Genomic DNA, 22,303 nt, shown 5'->3' with positions numbered 1-22,303 from the left:
CGCCATCAACGCACGGTGGCGGCCTCGATGAACTCGTTGGTATCAGGGCCGGGCGCAGCGGGTGGCTTGCGGGTAGGGTTGATCAGTTTGGTGTATTCCTCGATCAGGCGGTTTAGCGCTTCGGGGGGGTCGCTGGCCTGAAACTGCATGCGGATCTGCACCTCGTCCGGGTCTCGCGTTTCGCCCTGGCGGCCCTGGGCGCCGATCGTGACCTTGAATGCCGCTGCGCCGCCGGCCTCAGCGTTGGCCTGCATCGCGCGCAGCGCCTCCGTGCCGTTGACGCGCACCGAGAGGTCGACTTGCATGCGCTCCAAGGCCAGCCCCTTGGGTGATACCAGGGCGAACAACGGCACGCGTATCACATGCTGGTCGTCCATGGCGACCTCGACCATCTTGGCCTTCATAGGTGCCCCGAGCGCCTGGGGGTCGATGTCGAAGAAGTGGTCGAACAGATTGATGTACTGCTGGGCAATCAGGCTATTGGTGGCCGCTGCGGCCTCCTGCAGGCCACGGGTGATATCCCGCAGGTCGATAGCGGTCATGGGGGCAGGGTGATTGTCCACTCACTTGTCTCCTTGGTACACGGGAGCCCCGCTGTGCTCAGCGAGGCGGACATTTTGAGACAGGGCTAAGCGTCAGGGCGTGCTGGGACTTGGGGAGGGGGTGTTCGCTGTATCGCCCTTCAGTACGTCGGCATCGGAAATCGTATCGGTGCTCTGCAGGGTCGAGTTAGGTACCACCGTTGGTTTGGTGGCGGCATCGGTGAGAAAATCGATGACTCTCATCACGGCCTCTGGCGGGTCCTGGCGGCGTAAGGTGGTATTGAATGCGTAGCGGGCGCGGGTATCGGTCTTGCGGGTCTGCGTGGACTTGTGGCTGATGCTGCCCTTCATGTCCAGCTTGAAAGGGCCCCAGCCGAGTGACCCAGCCACTTCGCCACTTTTGCTGGACTCACTGAAATCCTCAGCCGCTTGGCTGATGGTCAGTTCGAAGTCGACCGTTCCTTCTTCAATGACAATGTTGGGGTGGGTGATGGCCGCCAGCAGCGGCACCTTCATGGACTTGTTGACGACACCTTTGTATTCGCCCTGTTCGTTGACGATGGTCTCGTCATAGTCGAACTGGATGGCAACCGCTTTGCCATCCTGTACGCAGACCTGCATGAGGAAGTCCGCATAGGACTTGCTCGCAGTGACCTGCGCCTGAACCATGGCTTGTAGTGGCCCGGCGATCATCCGGTCCATGGGCAAGGCATTGATGACCGATCCGATTAGGCTGTTGTCGATGGACATAGCTCGATTCTCTTTTTAATGGGTGCTGCAAAGACGGCCGTCAGTGCGGCCGGGTGGGTGTCGTCAGCGCGTGCAAGGCTCCTGGCGACGGATATTGCCGATCTGGCGCAGGCTCAGGCCGTACTTGTCGGCCAAGAGGCTGCGTGACAGGCCCTCGGCGCTTTCTTTCTGGATTTGCAGGTTGCGCAATTGCCGCAGGAAGTGGTCTGGCTTGGGAATCTCCAGCGCCACACCGGCAAAGCGCTTGATCAGGGCGTCGAGGGCCTCACCCGGGAGTATCTCGGCGAGCTTGGTTCGCTCGCGGTGCTTGGGGATGTACTTGGGTCTGCCGCCAAAGGCACAGGTGAGCTGGTAGGCGTTTTCGATGCCGATACACTCGATCAGGGACTGCAGCGAATGCGGTAGCTGGCTGATGTCTATGGCTGTGAGATCTTGCAATTCCATATGTGGCTCCCTCGCGGTTGATGGGGCGCGATGCTTGGATATGCCGCAATGACGTGTCGGCGATTAGCATCGGCGCTCTGTCGCTGGCATGAGCGGATTGTCAGTGAGTGACGAAGACTGTCGCTAGGCGCCAAGTGGTCCAGCTGTTGTAGCCTCAAGGTGCAGGATTTGAAGGCAACGATTTCGCGCGTTGTAGGACATCGCTCTGGCGTTGCCCTACAGGCGTTGATACTCAGGGGGGCGCTTTTCCGTGAGGCAACTGGGTGCCAGTACCCTCAACGCAGGGGTAAACATGCATCAAGCTCACGTTGGCGAGGTAGGCGTGGGGCCGACTGGCCATGGTTTGAGGCAGGCTGCGCCAATCCACCACGAGGCAGAGTGCACTGAGCGATTGTTTGTCGTGCCGGCCCAGTACCTTATCGGGGAAGGACCTGCGGTAGAGCGCCAGGGTCTCGCCTACGGCTTCGACCTGCCCGGCGTTGGCCAAGGTTTCGTAGGCGAGCTTGGGCAGCTGCGGCTGCTCGAGGGTGAAATGGGCGTGGCCAGGCTCGGCGTTCAGGTGCCCGGCCGCCCTCGTTCGCTGCCATAACTGCTGCCATTGACTGCTGCCGGCGTGGGCCGCCAGTTCGCGGCCCAGTTCGAGCAATCGTTCAGGCGGTATCTGGCGGACATCCAGCGCGTGGGTGGGCAGAGCGGGGAGTAACAACAGAATGAGCAGGGCGGGCTTGAGCATGGAGCCTCCAACTTGGGGGTAGGGAGGCCAATGCTTTCAGGCTTGAGGGGCCGCGCTAAGCAGGAAATGCAGCGCCAAAAGCCACGGGCGTTGTATCATGGCGCCGGCTCGTTGCGAGCCATTTGCCCCCGATGTTGCAAGGAACTATCGATGACACACGTGCAGCGCCTCAAATATTCGATTCTGATCATCCTGGTGGTGCTGGGCCTCATGCTGGGCCTGTCGCACCTGCAGAAACAGGGCACCATCAGTGAACAGACCTTCCAGATGCTGGCCATCGCCATTGCAGTCGTGGTGGTCGTGATCAACGGGATTCTGCGGCGCAAGGTCAAGCCCTGACCCTTGCCGGCCGGCCAGCGATGGCCGGCCTTGCGCTCAGCGCGAAGAGGGCTGCTCGAGCATGGCGCGCGCTTGCGGGTTGAGGCTGTAGCACTTGTCGTTGCCCAAGTGGATCACGCCCTCTGCGCACAGTCGCTTGAGCACCTCCCGCACACTCAGAAACGACAGCGGAATATCCAGTTGTTCCAGGTGCGCGTGCACCCCGCGCACGCCAATGCTGCGCCCGGCGCGGCCGGCGCTGTGCAGGGCATCGATCACTTTGAGACGGATCAGGCTGGTACGCAGCCCATAGGTGCGCAGCAACTCGCGGATCTGTTCGTTGCCGACACGCTCTTCCCCGCAGGCGTCCTGTCCATTGGCCGCCTCGGCCGGGGTTCGCCCGGGCTGAAGTGAAGGTTGCGGGTTGTACATGTGAATGCTCCTTTTCGTGGACTGTCCCAAAATATGGGTGCCTCACTTACTAGGACGAATGAGCGCGGAGAAACTGCAGCTTTTGCGCAAAAAAAATCGCTGCCTGTGTCATGAAGACGAATCTGACACGCCTGCTGCGTAAAATTTTCATCTGGGTGTTCGTCTGATTGGGAATGATCCCAGAAGCCCAGGAGTGCCCGTGCTCTCAATTTCAAGACCCATGACCTGCGTTGGCCTTGCGGCCGCGTTGGTTGCCTCAAGCCTCGCCGCGCAGGCGCAAGCGGCCAGTAGCGATGCCACTGCGCAAATCCGGCGCACCAGTTTCGGCGTGCCGCATATCGTGGCCAAGGATGAGCGCGGTCTGGGTTACGGCATCGGTTATGCCTATGGCCAAGACAACCTATGCCTGCTGGCCAATGAAGTGCTGACGGTCAACGGTGAACGCTCGCGCTTTTTTGGCGCGCAGGGCAAAACCCTCGAGCAGCGCGATAACCTGGCCAGCGACCTGTTCTTCACCTGGCTCAATACGCCGACCGCGGTCAACAGCTTCCTCCAGGCCCAACCCTCTGAGGTGCGCGATTTGCTGGAAGGCTATGCCAGTGGTTTCAACCGCGCCCTGGCCGAGCGCCGTAGCCAAGGGCTGCCGGCAGAATGCGGGGATGGCCAGTGGTTGCGGCCGATCACCAGCCTGGACCTGATCAAGCTGACCCGCCGTCTGCTGGCGGAGGGCGGGTTGGGGCAATTCGCCGAAGCGTTGGCGGGTGCCCAACCGCCACAGTTGACCAGCCAGCAGGCAGCGCACACGTTCGGCGAGGCACTGGCCCAGCAACAGCGCTTCGCTTCGGAGCGGGGCAGCAATGCCGTTGCCGTGGGCGCAGAGCGTTCGGCCAATGGCCGCGGCCTGTTGCTGGCCAACCCGCATTTCCCCTGGATGGGCGGGATGCGCTTCTACCAGATGCAGCTGTCCATCCCAGGCCAGCTGGACGTGATGGGGGCCGCACTGCCTGGTTTGCCAGTAGTGAACATTGGTTTCAACCGTCATCTGGCCTGGACTCATACGGTCGATACTTCCAAGCACTTCACGCTCTATAAACTGCAACTGGACCCGCAAGACCCGACGCGCTACCTGTTCGATGGCAAGTCCTTGCCCCTGACCCAGCAGGCTGTGAGTGTCACGGTCAAGGCTGAAGATGGCACGCTGAGCCAGGTGGAGCGCCAGGTCTACAGCTCGAAATTCGGGCCCGTGGTGCAGTGGCCAGGCCGCCTGGACTGGGACAGCAAAACGGCCTACAGCCTGCGTGACGCCAATCTGGACAATACCCGTGTGCTGCAGCAGTGGTATCGCATCAACCGTGCCGATAGCCTGGCGGCACTGCAGGGCTCGATCGAGCAGTTGCAAGGCATACCCTGGGTCAACACCTTGGCTGTCGATTCGGGCGGTAAGGCGCTCTACCTTAACCAGTCGGTGGTGCCCTACGTGGACCAGCAGTTGCTCAGCCAGTGCAGCAACCCGGCGGCGCAAGGCCCGCTGGTAGTGCTCGATGGCTCACGCAGCGCCTGCCAGTGGAAGGTCGATGCCCAGGCGGCGCAGCCTGGCATCTTCCCGCCGCGTCTGTTGCCCAGCCTTGCGCGCAACGATTTCGTGCAGAGCTCCAACGACCCGGCGTGGATGACCAACCCCGCCCAGCCATTGACCGGGTACTCACCGCTGATCAGCCGCAGCGACCAGCCATTGGGTATGCGCGGGCGCTTCGCGCTCGAGCGCCTGCAAGGCAAGGCCAAGCTGGGTGTGGATGACCTGCAGCGTATGGTGATGGATGACGAGGTCTACCTGGCCAGCCTGGTGCTCCCAGACTTGCTGCAATGGTGCAAAGGCGCTGAGGCTGATTTGCAGGCGTTATGTACGAGCCTGGCAAGCTGGGATGGCAAGGCTGACCTTGACAGTGGGATTGGCCTGGTGCATTTCCAGAACATCGTCGAACACATGGCCAGGCATCCGCAAAGCTGGCGGGTGGCGTTTGATCCGGCAGACCCGCAACACACCCCCCGCGGCTTGGCAGTGGAGCAGGCCGCGGTGCGCAAGTTGCTGCGCGAAGCGGCGCTGGCCTCCCTGCAGCAGGTCGCCAAAGCCGGGGTTGCTGAAGGCAGCCGTTGGGGGCAGATCCAGCAGGCGGCCGATGGCACGCCGGTACCTGGCGGCGCGCAGGCGATGGGGGTGTACAACGCGATCTACAGCATCCCGCATGGGCCGGGCAAGCGCTTGGTGGTCAGTGGCACCAGTTACCTGCAACTGGTCAGTTTCACCGAGGATGGGCCGCAGGCGCGGGGGCTGTTGGCCTTCTCGCAATCCAGCGAAGCCGCTTCGGCACATTCGAGCGACCAGACCAAGGCCTTCTCGGCCAAGCAGTTGGCGCCCATTCCGTTCACCGAGGCGCAAATCAAGGCTGACCCTGAGTATCGGCAGTATGTGATCAGCGAGGGTGACAAGGCGGCGGTGGCGAGCCGGCCTTGAGTCGCAAACCAGTACCAGTCTGATCGCCGGCAAGCCGGCATCTACAGGTTCGCCACAGCGTATTTGTAGCGCCGGCTTGCCGGCGATCAGGCCGGTATGGCCAAGCCATCAGCTTCAGGAAAACTCGAAGGGTTCCAACTGAAAGCCCTGCGCATCGACCTGCAGGGTCCAGCCGCGACGGTCCCAATCGCCCAGCACGATGCGCCGGGCCGGTTCCCCGTTCACCACCAGCTTGTGGATCGCCGGCCGGTGTGTGTGGCCATGCACCAGCGTTTTCACACCGTGCGCCGCCATCACCGCTGGCACTTCTTCGGCTGTGACATCGACAATGTCGGTGGCTTTCATGCGCGTCTGGGCACGGCTTTCGCTACGCAGCTTGCGCGCCAGCTTCTGCCGGGTGGCAAGCGGCAAGTGCCGTAGAACCCACAGGCTCAACGGGTTGCGCAGATAGCGGCGCATTTTCATGTAGCCGATGTCGCGGGTGCATAGGGTGTCGCCATGCATCAGCAAAACCTGCTCGCCGCCAAGGCTGATCACGCTGGGGTCGGTCAGCAAGGTGCAGCCGGCCGCTTGGCAGAAGCCCTCGCCAATCAAAAAGTCGCGGTTGCCGTGCATCAGGTAGACGGCCGTGCCGCTGTCGCTCAGCCGGCGCAGGGCCTGGCAGATCGACTGCTGAAAGGGCGTCATGGCATCGTCGCCGATCCAGGCTTCGAAGAAGTCGCCGAGGATGTACAGCGCATCGGCGTGGCGTGCGCGGCCGTCGAGCAGATCAAGAAACGCCCGGGTGATGTCCGGGCGTTCTTCTTGCAGATGCAGATCAGAGATCAGCAGTATCACTCAACGATCTCGGCTTTCTCGATGATCACGTCGTCTTTAGGTACGTCCTGGTGGCCAGCGTTGGAACCGGTGGCGACCTTTTCGATGGCGTCGACGATTTCACGGCCTTCGGTCACTTCGCCGAACACCGCGTAGCCCCAGCCCTGGGTGTTCTTGCCGCTGTGGTTGAGGAAGTCGTTGTCGGAGGCGTTGATGAAGAACTGGGCCGAGGCCGAGTGCGGGTCCATGGTGCGGGCCATGGCGATGCTGTACTTGGTGTTCTTCAGGCCGTTGTCAGCTTCGTTCTGGATGCTGGCGCGGGTCTTCTTCTGGCTCATGCCTGGCTCGAAGCCGCCGCCCTGGATCATGAAACCCTTGATCACACGGTGGAACACGGTGCCGTCGTAGTGACCGTCCTTGACGTACTGAACGAAGTTTGCCGTGGTGAGCGGCGCCTTTTCGGCGTCCAGTTGCAGGACGATAACGCCGTGGTTGGTGGTCAGTTTGACTTTGGACATGCTGGAATTCGCTCTTTCAAGGCATTCGGGAATTAGGGTGCGCAGTGCGCCTGTAGTCACCTGACGCAGGATCGGGCGACCGCGACACATGGCGCGCACTGGCCATTTTGCCAGGCCGCGACAAAAAGCTGCGATAAATCACGGCAGTTTGTCCGAGCCTGGCTGTCAGCAGCTTGACTGCTTCGGCTATGATAGGCCCTTTGATTCAATCGGCCTACCCAGGCCGGACACGTGCATTCAAGGATCCTATGAGCAAGCCCACTGCCGACAACGCGCCCAACGCCGCTGCCAAAGGCGCCCCCGCCGTCCCTGCGAACTTCCTGCGGCCGATCATCCAGGCCGACCTGGACTCGGGCAAGCACAGCAGCATCGTCACCCGTTTTCCGCCGGAGCCCAATGGCTACCTGCACATTGGCCATGCCAAGTCGATCTGCGTCAACTTCGGCCTGGCCAAGGAGTTCGGCGGCGTCTGTCACCTGCGCTTCGACGACACCAACCCGGCCAAGGAAGACCAGGAGTACATCGATGCCATCCAGCGCGACGTCAAATGGCTGGGCTTCGACTGGGCCGGCGAGGTGCGTTATGCCTCGAACTACTTCGACCAACTGCACGATTGGGCCGTTGAACTGATCAAGCGTGGCAAGGCCTATGTCTGCGACCTGACCCCTGATCAGGCCAAGGCCTACCGTGGCAGCCTGACCGAGCCTGGCCAGAACAGCCCGTTCCGTGAGCGCAGCGTCGAAGAGAACCTCGACCTGTTCGCCCGCATGAAGGCTGGCGAGTTCAAGGATGGCGAGCGCGTGCTGCGGGCCAAGATCGACATGGCCTCGCCGAACATGAACCTGCGCGACCCGATCCTGTACCGCATCCGTCATGCCCACCACCACCAGACCGGTGACAAGTGGTGCATCTACCCCAACTACGACTTCACCCATGGTCAGTCCGATGCCATTGAAGGCATCACCCACTCGATCTGCACCCTGGAGTTCGAAGGCCATCGGCCGCTGTACGACTGGTTCCTTGACAACCTGCCGGTACCGGCGCACCCGCGTCAGTATGAGTTCAGCCGCCTGAACCTCAACTACACCATCACCTCCAAGCGCAAGCTCAAGCAGCTGGTCGACGAGAAACACGTCAGCGGCTGGGACGACCCGCGCATGTCCACCCTGTCGGGCTTCCGCCGTCGCGGTTACACCCCGGCCTCGATCCGCAACTTCTGCGAGATGGTCGGTACCAACCGCTCCGACGGCGTCGTCGACATGTCGATGCTCGAATTCAGCATCCGTGACGACCTCGACCGCACCGCGCCACGCGCCATGTGCGTGCTGCGCCCGCTCAAAGTGGTCATCACCAACTACCCTGAAGGCCAGGTCGAGCAGCTTGAACTGCCGCGCCACCCCAAGGAAGACATGGGCGTGCGCGTGCTGCCCTTCGCTCGCGAGCTGTACATCGACCGCGACGATTTCATGGAAGAGCCGCCAAAGGGTTACAAGCGCCTGGAGCCGGCCGGTGAAGTCCGCCTGCGTGGCAGCTACGTGATCCGCGCCGACGAAGCGGTCAAGGACGCCGATGGCAACATCGTCGAGCTGCGCTGCTCCTACGACCCGGATACCCTGGGCAAGAACCCCGAGGGCCGCAAGGTCAAGGGCGTGATCCACTGGGTGCCGGCAGACGCCAGTGTCGAATGCGAAGTGCGCCTGTACGACCGCCTGTTCCGCTCGCCGAACCCAGAGAAGGCCGAGGAGGGCGCCAGCTTCCTCGACAACATCAACCCGGGCTCGCTGCAGGTGCTGACCGGCTGCCGTGCCGAGCCGTCGCTGGGCCAGGCGCAGCCTGAAGACCGCTTCCAGTTCGAGCGCGAAGGCTACTTCTGCGCCGACCTCAAGGACAGCCAGCCGGGCCGCCCGGTGTTCAACCGCACCGTCACCCTGCGTGACTCCTGGGGCAGCTAAGGAACCGCCGTGCTTACCATCTACAACACGCTGAGCAAAACCAAGGAAGTCTTCAAGCCGCTCGATGGCAACAAGGTGCGTATGTACGTGTGCGGCATGACCGTGTACGACTACTGCCACCTGGGCCATGGCCGCAGCATGGTGGCCTTCGACCTGGTCACCCGTTGGCTGCGCAAGAGCGGCTATGAGCTGACCTATGTGCGCAACATCACCGACATCGATGACAAGATCATCAACCGGGCCAACGAGAACGGCGAAACCTTCGACGCGCTCACAGCCCGCATGATCGATGCGATGCACGAGGACGAACGGCGCCTGAACATCCTCAAACCGGACCAGGAACCGCGTGCCACCGACCATATCGCCGGCATGCACGCGATGATCCAGACCTTGATCGACAAGGGCTACGCCTACGCGCCCGGCAATGGCGACGTGTACTACCGGGTCGGCAAGTTCGTCGGCTACGGCAAGCTGTCGCGCAAGAAGATCGAGGACCTGCGCATCGGTGCCCGCATCGAGGTCGATGAGGCCAAGCAGGACCCGCTCGACTTCGTCCTGTGGAAGGGCGTCAAGCCGGGCGAGCCGTACTGGGATTCGCCGTGGGGACCGGGCCGTCCGGGCTGGCACATCGAGTGCTCGGTGATGTCCACCTGCTGCCTGGGCGAGAGCTTCGACATCCACGGTGGCGGCAGCGACCTGGAGTTCCCGCACCACGAGAACGAAATCGCCCAGAGCGAAGCGGCGACCGGCAAGCAGTACGCCAATGCCTGGATGCATTGCGGCATGATCCGCATCAATGGCGAGAAGATGTCCAAGTCATTGAACAACTTCTTCACCATCCGTGACGTGCTCGACGTATACCACCCGGAGGTGGTGCGCTACCTGCTGGTGGCCAGTCACTACCGCAGTGCCATCAACTACTCCGAAGACAGCCTGCGTGATGCCAAAGGTGCCTTGGAGCGCTTCTATCACGCACTGCGGGGTTTGCCGCGTGTGGCAGCCAAGGGTGGCGAGGAATTCGTCGAGCGCTTCAGCGTGGCGATGAACGACGACTTCAACACCCCCGAAGCCTGTGCCGTGCTGTTCGACCTGGTGCGCGAGATCAACCGCCTGCGCGACAGCGACCCGGATGCGGCTGCTGGCCTGGCCGGTCGCCTGCGCGAGCTGGGTGATGTGCTGGGTGTGCTGCAGCTGGAGGCCGATGACTTCCTGCGTGCAGGTGCTGAGGGCAAGGTCGATGCGGCTGAAGTGGAGGCGCTGATCCAGGCGCGTCTGCAGGCGCGTGCCGACAAGAACTGGGCAGAGTCCGACCGGATCCGTGACCAGCTGAGCGCCATGGGCGTGGTGCTGGAAGACGGCAAGGGTGGCACTACCTGGCGTCTGGCTGACTGATTAACGGGGGCCGCTTAGCGGCCCCATCGCCGGCAAGCCGGCTCCCACAGGTATTGCGCAGGGCTTGAAGGTTGCGTGGTGGTGAGAGCCGAACAAGCTCACAGGTACTGCGCAGGGTTTGAAGGTTGCGTGGTGGTGTGAGAGCCGAACAAGCCCTCAGGGATTGCCTAGGGCTTGACGGTTGTGCTGTCGTGGTGGGCTTGCCGGCGATGGGCTGCACAGTAGTCCCCGCTTTTACCTCGGCAACCCCGGCAACGGGCAATGCAAGACCAGCTTGGCCCCGCCCAGCTCACTGTCACCCACCTCCAGCCCAAACCCGTGCAAGTCGACGATCGCCGCAACGATCGACAAACCGAGCCCGAACCCCGGGTGGCGGTGGCCTTCATCGCTGCGATAGAACCGCTTCAGCACTGCAGTGCGCTCTTGTTCCGGAATCCCAGGTCCGCTGTCCTCGATAGCGATATGCACGCCTGCCTCGTCCTGCGTCGCGGTAATGGCTACCCGGCCACCTTCTGGCGTGAACTTGATGGCATTGCCCACCAGGTTGGCCAGCGCTTCGAACAGCAACTCACGGTCCCCATGCAGCGCCGCCAGGTGCTCAGGCTGCTGCAGCTGCAGGCGGATACCGCCATCTTCAGCCAGGGGCAGGTAGAAATCGTGCAATTCCACCAGCAACTCACGGGGGTTCAGCTCAATGAAGCCGGCGCGGCGCTGGCGATCCTCCAGCTCACTGATGCGCAACAGGCCACGAAAACGTGCCATCAGGGTATCGGTTTCGCCGATGGCCTGGTCCAGTGCTTCGGCTTGCGCTGAGTCCAAACCGCTCTGCTGGCGGATGCGGTACAGCTGCGCTCGCAGGCGGGTGAGCGGTGTGCGCAGGTCGTGGGCAATGTTGTCGCACACGCCCTTGACCTCGTGCATCAGCCGTTCGATCCGGTCAAGCATGGCGTTGACGATGGCTGCCAGCATGTCCAGTTCGTCGCGCCGGGCCGACAGTGGCAGGCGGTGGGTGAGGTCGCCGGCGACGATCAGCTCTGCCTGCGCCTGTATCGCGCGAATGCGTTTCAAAGGCCTGCGCCGCAGCATGTACCAGCCAGCGAAGCCAGGGATGAGTGTCAGCGATATGCCCCATAGCAAGGCGTGCAGGATGATGCGTGTCACCACGAACAACGAGCCGTTGTCGCGCAGCAGTACCAGCCAGCGGCCGTCCTGAACCTTGATTGCCACCGCATCGCAACTGTCACGCGGCATGTGCGGGTCATCGGCGTCCAGGCAGCGCTCGAGTTCATGCACCTTGCCGTCCAGGCGCAGTTCCGGCGGGATAGCACGGATGCGCCCGCCAATCGGGTTGAGCTGGGCGTCGAACAGGCCGTAGGCATCGAAGGCGCGCTCCTCGAATGCCTGGCTGGCGATCAGGGCGTCGTCCAGCTGCTTGCCGCTCATGTGTGCGAACAGGTGCTGGCGCTGCAGCATGGAGTGGCGGGTAAGCTTGTTCAGGTAGCTGGACACCTCGAAATACAGCACCCCCATGAGGATGCTGCTCCAGGCCACGAAGAGGAAGCTGTACAACGCCAGCAGGCGGCTGGTCGAGGAGCTCCAGCCCTTAGTTGGGTTCAGCAATGGCATAGCCGGAGCCCCGTACGGTACGGATCAGCGGCGCTTGCCCGGGGGAATCGATCTTCTTGCGCAGGCGGCCGATATGCACATCGATCAGGTTGGTGCCAGGGTCGAAGTGGTAGCCCCAGACTTCCTCGAAGATCATCATCCGCGTGATCACCTGGCCGCTGTGGCGCATCAGGTACTCCAGCAGTTTGTACTCGGTGGGCAACAGGTTGAGCGTCTGGTCGCCGCGGCGGGCCTCATGGCTGATCAGGTCCAGTTGCAGGTCGGCGACCTGCAGTCGGGTCTGGGTCATCGGCACGCTGTTGCGCCGCAGCAGCACTTCCACCCGTGCAGCCATCTCGTCGGAGGCGAACGGCTTGGTCAGGTAGTCGTCGCCACCGGCACGCAAGCCTCGCACACGCTCATCGACGTCGGACAGTGCGCTGATCATCAGGATTGGCGTTGCGATTTTAAGGTTGCGCAGGGTGGTGACGATGGTCAGGCCATCGACCTCAGGCAGCATGCGGTCCAGGGTGATCAGGTCATAGCCGCCGCCGATGGCTTTGGCCAGGCCTTCACGGCCATTGTCTGCCCAATCCACTTCCAGACCGTGGCTGGTGAGTTCGGCGACGATTTCCTGGCCGGTGACGGCGTCGTCTTCGATGGTCAGTACGCGTGGCATGCTGGTTCCTGGGCGTCTAGTGGAGGCTTGATTGTGCCAAAGAATAGACTGCCGGGAATTTAAGAAAAATTCATCTGGCTGCAGAGTGGCAAAAGTCGACGCAACTGCGGGGGAGGCGGCCTGCCAGCGATGAGGCCGGTCCTGTCAGGCAGAAAAAAGGGCATGCCAGCGCCTGGCATGCCCTGCGGTTCAGCGTGGTGCGAAGGCTCAGGCGACCTTGACGATCCAGCCAGCCGGTGCTTCGACGTCGCCACTCTGAATGCCGGTCAGCTCGTTATAGAGCTTCTGGGTGACCGGGCCGACTTTTTCCAGGTCGTGGAACACGTGCAGCTTGCCGTTGTACTCGATGCCACCGATCGGGGTGATCACTGCGGCGGTACCGCAGGCACCCGCTTCGATGAAGCGGTCGAGCTTGTTGATTTCGACATCGCCTTCGATCACGGTCAGGCCCAGGCGCGAGGACGCCAGTTCCATCAGCGACAGGCGGGTGATACCTGGCAGTACCGAGGCCGATTTCGGGGTGATGAATTCATTGTTGGCGGTGATGCCGAAGAAGTTGGCCGAACCGACTTCCTCGATCTTGGTGTGGGTCAGCGGATCGAGGTAGATGGCGTCGGCGAAGTTGGCTTTCTTGGCTTCAGCACCTGGCTGCAGGCTGGCTGCATAGTTGCCGCCGACCTTGGCGGCGCCGGTGCCCTGTGGCGCGGCGCGGTCGAAGCTGGAAATCTGGAAGTTGTGCGGCTTCATGCCGCCTTTGAAGTACGAGCCAACCGGGATGGCGAATACCGAGAAGATGAACTCGGGGGCGGTGCGCACGCCGATGTTATCGCCGGTGCCGATCACGAACGGGCGCAGGTACAGGGCACCCTTGCCGTGTGGCGGGACGAATTTCTCGTTGGCCTTGACCACTTGCTTGCAGGCCTCGATGAACACATCGGTCGGCACCTGCGGCATCAGCAGGCGAGCGCAGCTGCGCTGCATGCGGGCGGCGTTCTGGTCAGGGCGGAACAGGTTGATCGAGCCGTCTTTGCAGCGGTAGGCCTTCAGGCCTTCGAAGCACTGCTGGCCATAGTGCAGGGCAGTGGAGCCTTCACTGATGTGCAGCACATTGTCTTCGGTCAGGGTGCCTTTGTCCCACTCACCGTTGCGCCATACGGACAGGTAGCGCTTGTCGGTCTTGATGTAGTCGAAACCCAGCTTGTCCCAGTTAATGCTTTCGTTACTCATGACACCCTCGATTGTCTTGCAAGTGCCCGATCGCTCGGGCTGCTGTTATATGCGCACCTCGCCACGATAATACATCCGCCGCTGATCGGGAACGCCCAGTCACGAATTGGAGGCGCGGGGCTGGCGATGGATTCGCGGTGTCCTTGGGGCCGATCAGGGCCAGCATTGCGCCATGTGACTGCCTCCAGCGCTAGCGCGCAGCACCGAGCCGCCTGTTCCAATCCCCGCCATGGCTTCGCTCACACGCCTCTTCGCTGTCAAAGCGCACATGCCATGCCGGGTGATCCAGCGCTACACCTGCTTCGTCCAGCGCCTGGGCTGTCAGCTTGAGCATGCGAGCCTTGGCATCACCCGCCAGCGCTGCGGCCTTGTCGACCTCGCGCTCGAAGACCCAGGTGATGCGCAAGCTCGCAGGGAACTGTTCAGGGTCCAGGCGATGGGTCAGCCAGCTGAACCCGACGATCTGTGCCTTGGCCGTTTCGCATGCGTCGGTCAGGCATGCCACCAGTTCACGCTCAAGGCGGGCCAGTTCGCGTTTGCCCAATGCTTTCATGGCGCAGCCTCGTCATCGATCTGCTGGCAGAAACGCAGCAGGTTGCCGAACGGGTCGCGTATCTGCATCTGCAGGCCCCAATCGACGCGCTCGGCCTGTGGACGGGCATAGCCGTACTGCTTGTCCTGCAGTTCACGTTGCAGTGCCAGCAGTTCGTCGGTGCGGGCAAACACCGTCGAGCCTGGGCACGCGTCGCCGTGGTGCTCGCTCAGGTGCAGGATCAGGCCGTCGCGATGAATTTGCGCATACAAAGGCAGGTCCGGGCTGAAGCGGTGCTCCCAGTCCAGGGTGAAGCCGAGGAAGTCGAGGTAGAACTCCTTGGCCTTTTCGACCGAGAAAATACGCAGGATGGGGATGGCAGGGGCGAGAGGCATGGCGGTTCCTTGGCCGTGGACGGTATGTGACTGGGTTGCCAGTCTACCGATTGTGGCGGCGGGCTGTCCTGTTCGCGGGGAAACACCCCGGCTGATTCGAGCACCGAAACAGGGCTGATGCGTGCCCTCGTGTCGTGCGCCATGAGCGGGCATGCCCCACGCCAGAGCCTTGCGCATTATGTTTCATGTGGCTTCACCTGCGTAGTTGGCCCGCAAACTGCTATATCCCAGCCAATCGAATTTGATCGAGTGGTCAGGCCTGCAGCACGTCAGTGCGCGGCGCTGGTGCTCGCAACGGCCATGAGGCCGTGAAAATCAGGGGCTATAGGATGTTGCTGGCCGAGCGTGTCGAAAAATCTGAACATGATGCAGGATGGAGCGCCTACCTGCAGTTGCGCTTTGTCGAGCGTGCTGGCGTGACCCGCCTTGGTGCGCGTCGTCATTTTGGCCCGCTTTTGGTGCAGCGGCCGTTCTACCCGGAAGGTGCGCCGTGCCACGTCTATGTGCTGCATCCGCCAGGGGGCATCGTTGCCGGTGATCGCCTGGAACTGGATCTTCAGCTAGAGCCTGGCAGCCATGCATTGCTGACCATGCCCGGCGCCAGCAAGTTTTATCGAAGTATCGGCCCCACCGCATGGCTGACCCAACGTTTTCATCTGCAAGCGGGCAGCACCCTGGAGTGGCTGCCCCAGGACAGCATTTTCTTTTCCGGCGCACGGGCCAGCCTCGACAGCCGCTTCACCCTCGAGCCCGGTGCTCGCCTGCTGGCCTGGGAGACGCTCTGCCTGGGCCGACCGGTGATGGGCGAGCGTTTCGCTCAGGGCGCGCTGGACAGCCGTCTTAGCATCGAGGTGCCCGACGACCCTGGCTTGAGCGAGCGCCTGCGCATCACCGGGGGCCAACTCGACAAGCTCGGCGGGCACCCCTTGCTCGCCACCTTCTGCGCGTACCCGGCAGATCCAGCCGTGCTGGAAACGGTGCGGCCTCTGCTCGATGAACTGAAAACGCCAGGCGGCGCCACCTTGCTCGGTTCGCTGCTGGTGATTCGCCTGCTGGACCACGACAACCAACATCTGCAACACACCCTGCAGCGCCTCTGGCACGTCCTGCGGCCGGCCGTCCTCGGCCTGCCGGCGTGCCCGCCGCGCATCTGGGCCACTTGAGAGAGCGCCATGGAGCTGACCCCGAGAGAGAAAGACAAACTGCTGCTGTTCACTGCCGCGCTGTTGGCGGAACGGCGCCTGGCCCGTGGCCTGAAGCTCAACTACCCCGAGGCGGTGGCGCTGATCAGCGCCGCAGTGCTCGAAGGCGCCCGTGATGGCCGCACGGTAGCCGAGCTGATGAGCCTGGGCCGGGAAGTGATCGGCCGCGAGCACGTCATGGACGGTGTGCCCGAGATGCTCCATGACGTGCAGGTCGAAGCCACCTTCCCTGACGGCACCAAGCTGGTGACCGTGCATGACCCCATCGTCTGACCTGGCCGAGGAGCCCAGCATGATCCCAGGTGAAATCCAGGTCGCCGCCGGCGACATCGAACTCAACGCCGGCCGCGAAACGGTCAGTGTCAACGTGGCCAATCATGGCGACCGGCCGGTGCAGGTGGGCTCGCATTACCATTTCTACGAAGTCAACGACGCCCTGGTGTTCGACCGCGAGCCTAGCCGCGGCTTTCGTCTCGACATTCCGGCCGGCACTGCCGTGCGCTTCGAACCGGGCCAGGCGCGTACCGTGCAACTGGTCGCCTACGCCGGCAAGCGCGAGGTGTATGGCTTTCAAGGCAAAGTGATGGGCGCACTGGAGGGCCAGGCATGAGCCGTATTTCACGTCGGGCCTATGCCGACATGTTCGGCCCTACTGTCGGCGACCGTGTACGGCTGGCCGACACTGCGCTGTGGGTGGAGGTGGAGAAGGACTTCACGGTTTACGGCGAAGAGGTCAAGTTCGGGGGTGGCAAGGTCATCCGCGACGGCATGGGCCAGGGCCAGATGCTTGCTGCCCAGGCCATGGACCTGGTGTTGACCAACGCCTTGATCATCGATCATTGGGGTATCGTCAAGGCCGATATCGGCGTCAAGCACGGGCGTATCGCTGCCATCGGCAAGGCCGGCAACCCTGACGTGCAGCCGGGCGTGACCGTGCCAGTGGGCCCAGGCACCGAAGTGATCGCGGCCGAAGGCAAGATCGTCACCGCCGGGGGCATCGATTCGCACATTCACTTCATCTGCCCTCAGCAGGTGGAAGAAGCGCTGACCAGTGGCGTCACCACGTTCATCGGCGGTGGCACCGGGCCGGCCACCGGTACCAATGCCACCACCTGCACCCCGGGGCCCTGGTACCTGGCGCGCATGCTCCAGGCGGCCGACAGCCTGCCGATCAACATCGGCCTGCTGGGCAAGGGCAATGCCTCGCGTCCTGACGCGCTGCGCGAGCAGATCGCGGCGGGTGCGGTGGGCCTGAAGTTGCACGAGGACTGGGGCTCTACCCCGGCCGCCATCGACTGCTGCCTGGGCGTTGCCGAGGAAATGGACATCCAGGTGGCGATTCACACCGACACCCTCAATGAATCCGGCTGCATCGAAGACACCCTGGCCGCCATCGGTGACCGCACCATCCATACCTTCCACACCGAAGGGGCCGGCGGCGGCCATGCACCCGACATCATCCGTGCGGCAGGGCAGGCCAACGTGCTGCCATCCTCGACCAACCCGACCCTGCCTTATACGGTCAACACCGTCGATGAACACCTCGACATGCTGATGGTCTGCCACCACCTGGACCCGAGCATCGCCGAGGACGTGGCGTTCGCCGAGTCACGCATCCGCCGCGAAACCATCGCCGCCGAAGACATCCTGCATGACATGGGCGCGTTCGCCATGACCTCGTCCGACTCCCAGGCCATGGGCCGCGTCGGTGAGGTGGTGCTGCGCACCTGGCAGGTCGCCCACCAGATGAAGGTGCGCCGCGGGCCTCTGGCACCGGACAGCAGCTACAGCGACAACTTCCGGGTCAAGCGCTACATCGCCAAATACACCCTCAACCCGGCGCTGACCCATGGCATCGCCCATGAGGTGGGGTCGGTGGAGGTGGCCAAGCTGGCTGATCTGGTGCTGTGGTCGCCGGCCTTCTTCGCGGTCAAGCCGGCACTGGTCATCAAGGGCGGGATGATCGTCACCGCGCCCATGGGCGACATCAACGGTTCGATTCCGACCCCACAGCCGGTGCATTACCGGCCCATGTTCGGGGCGCTCGGTGCTGCCCGCCATGCCACGCGCATGACCTTCCTGCCCCAGGCCGCCATGGACCGTGGCCTGGCCCAGGAACTGGGCTTGCAGAGCCTGATCGGCGTGGCCCACGGCTGCCGCCAGGTACGCAAGGCCGACATGGTCCACAACACGTTGCAACCGGTGATCGAAGTCGATTCGCAGACCTACCAGGTACGCGCCGACGGCGAACTGCTGGTGTGCGAGCCGGCCAGCGAACTGCCGCTGGCCCAGCGTTATTTCCTGTTCTGAAGGAGCGAAGATGATTGTCCTGACCCGCCGGATCGATGCATCCGACACTATCACCGGCACCGTTACCCTGGACGTCGATAGCCGTATCAAGAGCCGCTTGCGGGTTGCCCTCGACGATGGCCGGGAGGCGGGCCTGATGCTTGAGCGCGGCCACCTGCTGCGCGGTGGCGAGCTGCTGGCCGATGCCGCGGGCAGCCAGGTGGTGCAGGTGCTCGCAGCGCCCGAGGCAGTATCGACCGTGCGTTGCAACGACCCGCACCTGCTGGCGCGTGCCGCGTACCACCTGGGCAACCGTCACGTCCCCCTGCAGATCGAGCCGGGCCTGCTGCGTTACCAGCACGACCACGTGCTTGACGACATGCTGCGCGGCCTGGGCCTGACGGTCGAGGCCGAACAGGCACCGTTCGAGCCGGAAGCCGGGGCCTACCAAAGCGCGCCGCATAGCCACAGCCATAGCCATGGGCACGATCACCCCTTCGTGCGCCTGCCAGCCCATTCCTGAACCTTGGAGCTCACAATGAAAAAAACGCTTGCCCTTGCGCTGCTGCTGGTTGCTCTGCCGGCCTTCGCCCACCCGGGCCATGACAGCAATCCGCTGCACGATGGCCTGTTGCATCCGCTGACCGGCCTCGATCACCTGTTGATGCTGTTGGGTACCGGTGTGCTGGCGGCCTTGACCCGACGCAACCTGGCCTTGCCGCTGGCAACCTTGGCGGCGATGTTCGTCGGCGCCGTGTGTGGCCATCTGTTCGGTGATGTGCTGGGCATGGAGACCATGATCGCCGTGTCGGTGCTGGTGGCAGGCGTCGCCGTACTGCTGCCTAGCCGCCAGTTGCTGCTGGCGCTGGCCATGCCTGTGTTTGCCCTGTTCCATGGCTGGGCCCATGGCGTTGAGGCCACGCCCAGCGCCTTCTGGCTGTTCAGCGCCGGTTTCGTCACCGTCAGCGGCTTGCTGCTGGTCGTGGGCTTCGCTGTCGGTTGCCTGCTGCGCCGCCATAGCGCGCTGCAGAAAGCCTTTGGTGGCGGCATGCTTGCCGGCGCCGCAGTGGTGCTGGCCGGTTGATGAACAGCGACCTGGCATTGCTGCGCCTGCTGCAGCTGGCCAGCCCCGGCTTGCCGGTGGGGGGCTTCACCTACTCGCAAGGCCTTGAGTGGGCCGTTGAGGCGGGGTGGGTGCGAGACATCAAAAGCTTCAGCGCCTGGCAGTGCGAGCAGATGCACGACACCCTCGCTTACCTGGACTGGCCGGTCCTGGCGCGCCTGTACCACGCGTGCCAGGCCGATGATGCTGGCGCGTTTGCGCGCTGGAGCCGCTTTCTGCTGGCCAACCGCGAAACCGCCGAGCTGCGCCTTGAAGAGCAGCAGCGGGGCGCGGCGCTGGCGCGCTTGCTCGATGGTTGGCAGTTGGGCCAGGCCCCGGCCTGGCGCCCAAGCCTGGAACTCAGCCAGTTGGGCGGCATGGCCTGGCTGGCCGTGCACTGGTCGATCCCGTTGCGCCAGCTTGCCCTTGGGCATGCCTTCGCCTGGTTGGAGGGCGCGGTCATGGCTGGGGTCAAACTGGTGCCGTTCGGCCAGCAGGCGGCCCAGACCCTGCTGCGCGACCTGGGTGAGACATTGCCCGGCATCATCGACCAAGCCCTGGCGCTTGGTGACGACCAGCTCGGTGGCGGCTTGCCGCTGCTGGCCATTGCATCATCGCGTCACGAAACCCAATACACCCGTTTATTCCGTTCCTGAGGACTGCCTTAATGCAAAGCTATCAGCAACCCCTGCGCGTCGGTGTCGGCGGCCCGGTCGGCTCTGGCAAGACCGCGCTGCTCGAATGCTTGTGCAAAGCCATGCGCGACCACTACCAGATCGCCGTGGTCACCAACGATATCTACACCAAGGAAGACCAGCGCATCCTTACCGAGGCCGGCGCGCTGGAGCCCGAGCGCATCGTCGGCGTCGAAACCGGTGGCTGCCCGCACACCGCCATCCGCGAGGATGCCTCGATGAACCTGGCTGCCGTGGAAGCGTTGGCGCGCAAGTTCGGCAACCTTGAAGTCATCTTCGTGGAAAGCGGTGGCGACAACCTCAGCGCCACCTTCAGCCCTGAGCTGGCCGACCTGACCATCTACGTGATCGATGTGGCCGAAGGCGAAAAAATCCCGCGCAAGGGCGGGCCTGGCATCACCAAGTCCGATTTTCTGGTGATCAACAAGACCGACCTCGCGCCTTACGTCGGTGCCTCGCTGGAGGTGATGGAGCGTGATACCCAGCGTATGCGCCCGGAGCGCCCGTGGACGTTCAGCAACCTGAAGAAAGGCGAGGGCCTGCAGGCGGTGATCGACTTCATCGTCGAGCGGGGGATGCTGGGGGTGAGGGGCTGAGGTCAAGCACTTCGACGCGGTTGCGGCCGTTGTGTTTGGCTTTGTACAACTGCTCGTCGGCTTGCTTGAGCACGCTGTCGGCCTGATGCGTATCGGGCCGGCGGCAGGCCACGCCAATCGACACGCTGAGCTTGCCCACATGCGGTGCATCGGCCTGTTCGACCGCGGCGCGTATGCGTTCGGCAATGCGCCGGGCATCGGCCAGGCCAGTGTCCGGCAGCAGCATGGTGAATTCCTCACCGCCGACCCGGCAGGGCAGGTCGTCGTGGCGTGAATTATGGCGCAACAGCTCGGCGAGGTGTTTGAGCACCTCATCGCCCGCATCGTGGCCAAAGTTATCGTTGACCTGTTTGAAATGGTCGATGTCCAGGGCCAGCACGGCGAATGCTCTTGGGCTTTGCATCAAGGCGTCCAGCGTCAGTTGCATGGCACGCCGGTTGGCAAGGCCGGTCAGGGCATCACTCTGAGCCTGTTGGCGCAGCTTGCCGAATTTTTCCTGCAGCAATTGCTCGCCTGTCAGCAAGGCGCGGCGGATGGCTGCGACCTCCACGTACCACGCGTCGATACGGCGCAGCTGATCGCCGGTCTGGGTGGCGGACAGGTGGCTGGCGCTGTGTGCCAGTTGGCGTAACGGCAAGGTCAGGCGGTAGGTCATCCAGAGCATCAACAGCAAGCCGATGATGCTGACCGGCAGGATATAGAGCAGCACCTTGCGGGTCATTTCGCCCAGGGGCGCCAGGGCCAGGTCCCGCGGTGTCTGCACCACCACTGCCCAGTGCGTTTCAGGCACCGGGGCAAAGCCTGCCAGCATGGGAACGCCGGCAGAGTTGGGCACTTCGAGGGTGCCTGTCTGGCCACGCAGCGCCGCGCTGATCGTTGGGCTGTTGCTGATCTGGGTGCCAATGCGCGCATGCTCGGGGTGGTGCAGCAGGCGTAGGTCGGCGTCGGCGACGAAGGCGAAGGTGCCGTCCTGTTGGTAGTGCAGGCCGATCAACGTATGCAATGCGCTTTCTTTCTTGAGAAACACCGAACCGCCGACAATGCCCAGGTAGCGGCCATCGGCGGCAAAGATCGGTTGCGAAACGAAGATCACCAGGTCGCCCCCGCGCGAGGTGTAGGCGGAACTGACCCACGGCTGACGGGCTTGCATGGCTTGGCGGATTTCGCTGGAGTGCTGCTGGTGGCTGGTGACCTGTTCTATGTCCGGATGCGCCACCAGCACCTGGCCTTGGGCGTTGACGATGACGATGGAGTTGAAGTCCTTGTCCTGCACCTGCAGCCGCTCGGCTTCACTTTGCAGCGCGGCCAGGTCGTCCAGGCCGCCGCCCAGTTGCCCGGCACTGTAGGACAGGTGGTTGCGGGCCGAGCGCAGGAACTCGTCGATATCCGATGCCAGTTTGCTCGCATAGGCTTGGTTGGCCTTGAGCTCCAGGTCGACCAAGGCGCGGTGCTGTACCCGGTAGGCGACAGCTAGGGTGTTGCACAAGGTTGCCAGGCACGCCAGCACGACAATGCCAACGACCAGGGTGCGTAGGTGGAACATGGGCAAGCGCTTGAGCATGGGGGGCCTGT

Annotated in this window: 25 protein-coding genes; 12 read left to right on the top strand and 13 right to left on the bottom strand. The window is 63.2% G+C overall.

What is annotated here, in order from left to right; translation table 11 throughout:
* Nucleotides 1–5: 5 nt before the first annotated feature.
* From ACIPZC_RS03915 to ACIPZC_RS03900, 4 genes are all read right to left on the bottom strand, one after another.
* Nucleotides 6–563, bottom strand: coding sequence for a DUF2589 domain-containing protein (locus ACIPZC_RS03915; RefSeq protein ID WP_241805793.1), 558 nt, complete (start codon nucleotides 561–563; stop codon nucleotides 6–8).
* Between the two features lie 72 nt (nucleotides 564–635).
* Nucleotides 636–1,292 (bottom strand): DUF2589 domain-containing protein, encoded by a 657-nt coding sequence (locus tag ACIPZC_RS03910; RefSeq protein ID WP_400624955.1) that lies wholly within the window; start codon nucleotides 1,290–1,292, stop codon nucleotides 636–638.
* Nucleotides 1,293–1,355: 63 nt separating this feature from the next.
* Nucleotides 1,356–1,736, bottom strand: a complete 381-nt coding sequence (locus tag ACIPZC_RS03905) for a Mor transcription activator family protein (protein ID WP_241805791.1) — start codon at nucleotides 1,734–1,736, stop codon at nucleotides 1,356–1,358.
* A gap of 232 nt (nucleotides 1,737–1,968) precedes the next feature.
* A complete protein-coding gene (locus tag ACIPZC_RS03900; protein ID WP_400624953.1) occupies nucleotides 1,969–2,469 on the bottom strand; it encodes a hypothetical protein in 501 nt (166 codons plus the stop codon).
* 150 nt (nucleotides 2,470–2,619) lie between these two features.
* Between ACIPZC_RS03900 and ACIPZC_RS03895 the strand changes: the two genes are divergently transcribed.
* The gene (locus ACIPZC_RS03895; RefSeq protein WP_016394938.1) at nucleotides 2,620–2,808 is read left to right on the top strand and encodes a hypothetical protein; all 189 of its coding nucleotides are present in this window, start codon (nucleotides 2,620–2,622) and stop codon (nucleotides 2,806–2,808) included.
* 36 nt (nucleotides 2,809–2,844) lie between these two features.
* Here the strand turns inward: ACIPZC_RS03895 and ACIPZC_RS03890 are convergent, their stop codons facing one another.
* Nucleotides 2,845–3,219: a fe2+ zn2+ uptake regulation protein gene (locus ACIPZC_RS03890; protein ID WP_400624951.1), complete on the bottom strand. Its 375-nt coding sequence runs from the start codon at nucleotides 3,217–3,219 to the stop codon at nucleotides 2,845–2,847.
* Between the two features lie 220 nt (nucleotides 3,220–3,439).
* Here ACIPZC_RS03890 and ACIPZC_RS03885 point away from each other — a divergent pair, with 220 nt between their 5' ends.
* Nucleotides 3,440–5,731 carry an acylase gene (locus tag ACIPZC_RS03885; RefSeq protein ID WP_400625775.1) on the top strand — a complete coding sequence of 764 codons (2,292 nt, stop codon included), beginning with the start codon at nucleotides 3,440–3,442 and terminating at the stop codon, nucleotides 5,729–5,731.
* Between the two features lie 114 nt (nucleotides 5,732–5,845).
* Here ACIPZC_RS03885 and ACIPZC_RS03880 read toward each other — a convergent pair whose 3' ends face one another.
* A complete protein-coding gene (locus tag ACIPZC_RS03880) occupies nucleotides 5,846–6,568 on the bottom strand; it encodes a UDP-2,3-diacylglucosamine diphosphatase (RefSeq protein WP_400624949.1) in 723 nt (240 codons plus the stop codon).
* A complete protein-coding gene (locus tag ACIPZC_RS03875) occupies nucleotides 6,565–7,065 on the bottom strand; it encodes a peptidylprolyl isomerase (RefSeq protein WP_241805787.1) in 501 nt (166 codons plus the stop codon). The genes ACIPZC_RS03880 and ACIPZC_RS03875 overlap by 4 nt, the downstream gene beginning before the upstream one ends.
* A gap of 248 nt (nucleotides 7,066–7,313) precedes the next feature.
* Here ACIPZC_RS03875 and ACIPZC_RS03870 point away from each other — a divergent pair, with 248 nt between their 5' ends.
* Complete coding sequence (locus tag ACIPZC_RS03870; RefSeq protein ID WP_400624946.1) at nucleotides 7,314–9,017, top strand: glutamine--tRNA ligase/YqeY domain fusion protein; 1,704 nt, start codon at nucleotides 7,314–7,316, stop codon at nucleotides 9,015–9,017.
* A 9-nt stretch (nucleotides 9,018–9,026) separates the two neighbouring features.
* On the top strand, nucleotides 9,027–10,409 hold the full coding sequence (gene cysS / locus ACIPZC_RS03865; RefSeq protein ID WP_400624944.1) for a cysteine--tRNA ligase: 1,383 nt from the start codon (nucleotides 9,027–9,029) through the stop codon (nucleotides 10,407–10,409).
* Between the two features lie 234 nt (nucleotides 10,410–10,643).
* Here the strand turns inward: cysS and ACIPZC_RS03860 are convergent, their stop codons facing one another.
* From ACIPZC_RS03860 to ACIPZC_RS03840, 5 genes are all read right to left on the bottom strand, one after another.
* On the bottom strand, nucleotides 10,644–12,035 hold the full coding sequence (locus tag ACIPZC_RS03860; protein ID WP_400624942.1) for a sensor histidine kinase: 1,392 nt from the start codon (nucleotides 12,033–12,035) through the stop codon (nucleotides 10,644–10,646).
* Complete coding sequence (locus ACIPZC_RS03855; protein ID WP_241805783.1) at nucleotides 12,013–12,693, bottom strand: response regulator transcription factor; 681 nt, start codon at nucleotides 12,691–12,693, stop codon at nucleotides 12,013–12,015. The genes ACIPZC_RS03860 and ACIPZC_RS03855 overlap by 23 nt, the downstream gene beginning before the upstream one ends.
* A gap of 207 nt (nucleotides 12,694–12,900) precedes the next feature.
* Nucleotides 12,901–13,920, bottom strand: a complete 1,020-nt coding sequence (locus ACIPZC_RS03850; RefSeq protein ID WP_267823394.1) for a branched-chain amino acid aminotransferase — start codon at nucleotides 13,918–13,920, stop codon at nucleotides 12,901–12,903.
* A 190-nt stretch (nucleotides 13,921–14,110) separates the two neighbouring features.
* Entirely contained in the window at nucleotides 14,111–14,473 is a 363-nt protein-coding gene (locus ACIPZC_RS03845) for a hypothetical protein (RefSeq protein WP_267823396.1), read from the bottom strand.
* Complete coding sequence (locus ACIPZC_RS03840; protein ID WP_241805781.1) at nucleotides 14,470–14,847, bottom strand: glyoxalase superfamily protein; 378 nt, start codon at nucleotides 14,845–14,847, stop codon at nucleotides 14,470–14,472. Before ACIPZC_RS03840 ends, ACIPZC_RS03845 begins: the two co-directional genes overlap by 4 nt.
* Nucleotides 14,848–15,176: 329 nt before the next feature.
* Here ACIPZC_RS03840 and ACIPZC_RS03835 point away from each other — a divergent pair, with 329 nt between their 5' ends.
* Genes ACIPZC_RS03835 through ureG form a run of 8 tightly spaced genes read left to right on the top strand, consistent with a single transcriptional unit; the run spans nucleotide 15,177 to nucleotide 20,731 of the window.
* On the top strand, nucleotides 15,177–16,010 hold the full coding sequence (locus tag ACIPZC_RS03835) for an urease accessory protein UreD (protein WP_400624939.1): 834 nt from the start codon (nucleotides 15,177–15,179) through the stop codon (nucleotides 16,008–16,010).
* Nucleotides 16,011–16,019: 9 nt separating this feature from the next.
* The gene (locus ACIPZC_RS03830; RefSeq protein WP_241805779.1) at nucleotides 16,020–16,322 is read left to right on the top strand and encodes an urease subunit gamma; all 303 of its coding nucleotides are present in this window, start codon (nucleotides 16,020–16,022) and stop codon (nucleotides 16,320–16,322) included.
* 19 nt (nucleotides 16,323–16,341) lie between these two features.
* The gene (locus ACIPZC_RS03825) at nucleotides 16,342–16,659 is read left to right on the top strand and encodes an urease subunit beta (RefSeq protein ID WP_267823945.1); all 318 of its coding nucleotides are present in this window, start codon (nucleotides 16,342–16,344) and stop codon (nucleotides 16,657–16,659) included.
* A complete protein-coding gene (gene ureC / locus ACIPZC_RS03820; RefSeq protein WP_400624937.1) occupies nucleotides 16,656–18,359 on the top strand; it encodes an urease subunit alpha in 1,704 nt (567 codons plus the stop codon). The genes ACIPZC_RS03825 and ureC overlap by 4 nt, the downstream gene beginning before the upstream one ends.
* Nucleotides 18,360–18,369: 10 nt before the next feature.
* Nucleotides 18,370–18,861, top strand: a complete 492-nt coding sequence (ureE, locus tag ACIPZC_RS03815; RefSeq protein WP_400624935.1) for an urease accessory protein UreE — start codon at nucleotides 18,370–18,372, stop codon at nucleotides 18,859–18,861.
* Between the two features lie 15 nt (nucleotides 18,862–18,876).
* A complete protein-coding gene (locus tag ACIPZC_RS03810; RefSeq protein WP_400624933.1) occupies nucleotides 18,877–19,422 on the top strand; it encodes a HupE/UreJ family protein in 546 nt (181 codons plus the stop codon).
* Nucleotides 19,422–20,096, top strand: coding sequence for an urease accessory protein UreF (locus ACIPZC_RS03805; protein WP_400624931.1), 675 nt, complete (start codon nucleotides 19,422–19,424; stop codon nucleotides 20,094–20,096). The genes ACIPZC_RS03810 and ACIPZC_RS03805 overlap by 1 nt, the downstream gene beginning before the upstream one ends.
* An 11-nt stretch (nucleotides 20,097–20,107) precedes the next feature.
* Nucleotides 20,108–20,731: an urease accessory protein UreG gene (gene ureG / locus ACIPZC_RS03800; RefSeq protein ID WP_119688944.1), complete on the top strand. Its 624-nt coding sequence runs from the start codon at nucleotides 20,108–20,110 to the stop codon at nucleotides 20,729–20,731.
* On the opposite strand, the gene ACIPZC_RS03795 is transcribed toward ureG, so the two are convergent.
* Nucleotides 20,694–22,274: a diguanylate cyclase gene (locus tag ACIPZC_RS03795; RefSeq protein WP_400624929.1), complete on the bottom strand. Its 1,581-nt coding sequence runs from the start codon at nucleotides 22,272–22,274 to the stop codon at nucleotides 20,694–20,696. The genes ureG and ACIPZC_RS03795 overlap by 38 nt on opposite strands.
* Nucleotides 22,275–22,303: the final 29 nt, after the last annotated feature.

The sequence above is a fragment of the Pseudomonas sp. NPDC089743 genome, from assembly GCF_044748785.1.
Taxonomy (GTDB): Bacteria; Pseudomonadota; Gammaproteobacteria; order Pseudomonadales; family Pseudomonadaceae; genus Aquipseudomonas; species Aquipseudomonas putida_X.
The sequence above is the reverse complement of the archived record's forward strand: the minus strand, read 5'-3'. Positions and strand labels throughout refer to the sequence as shown.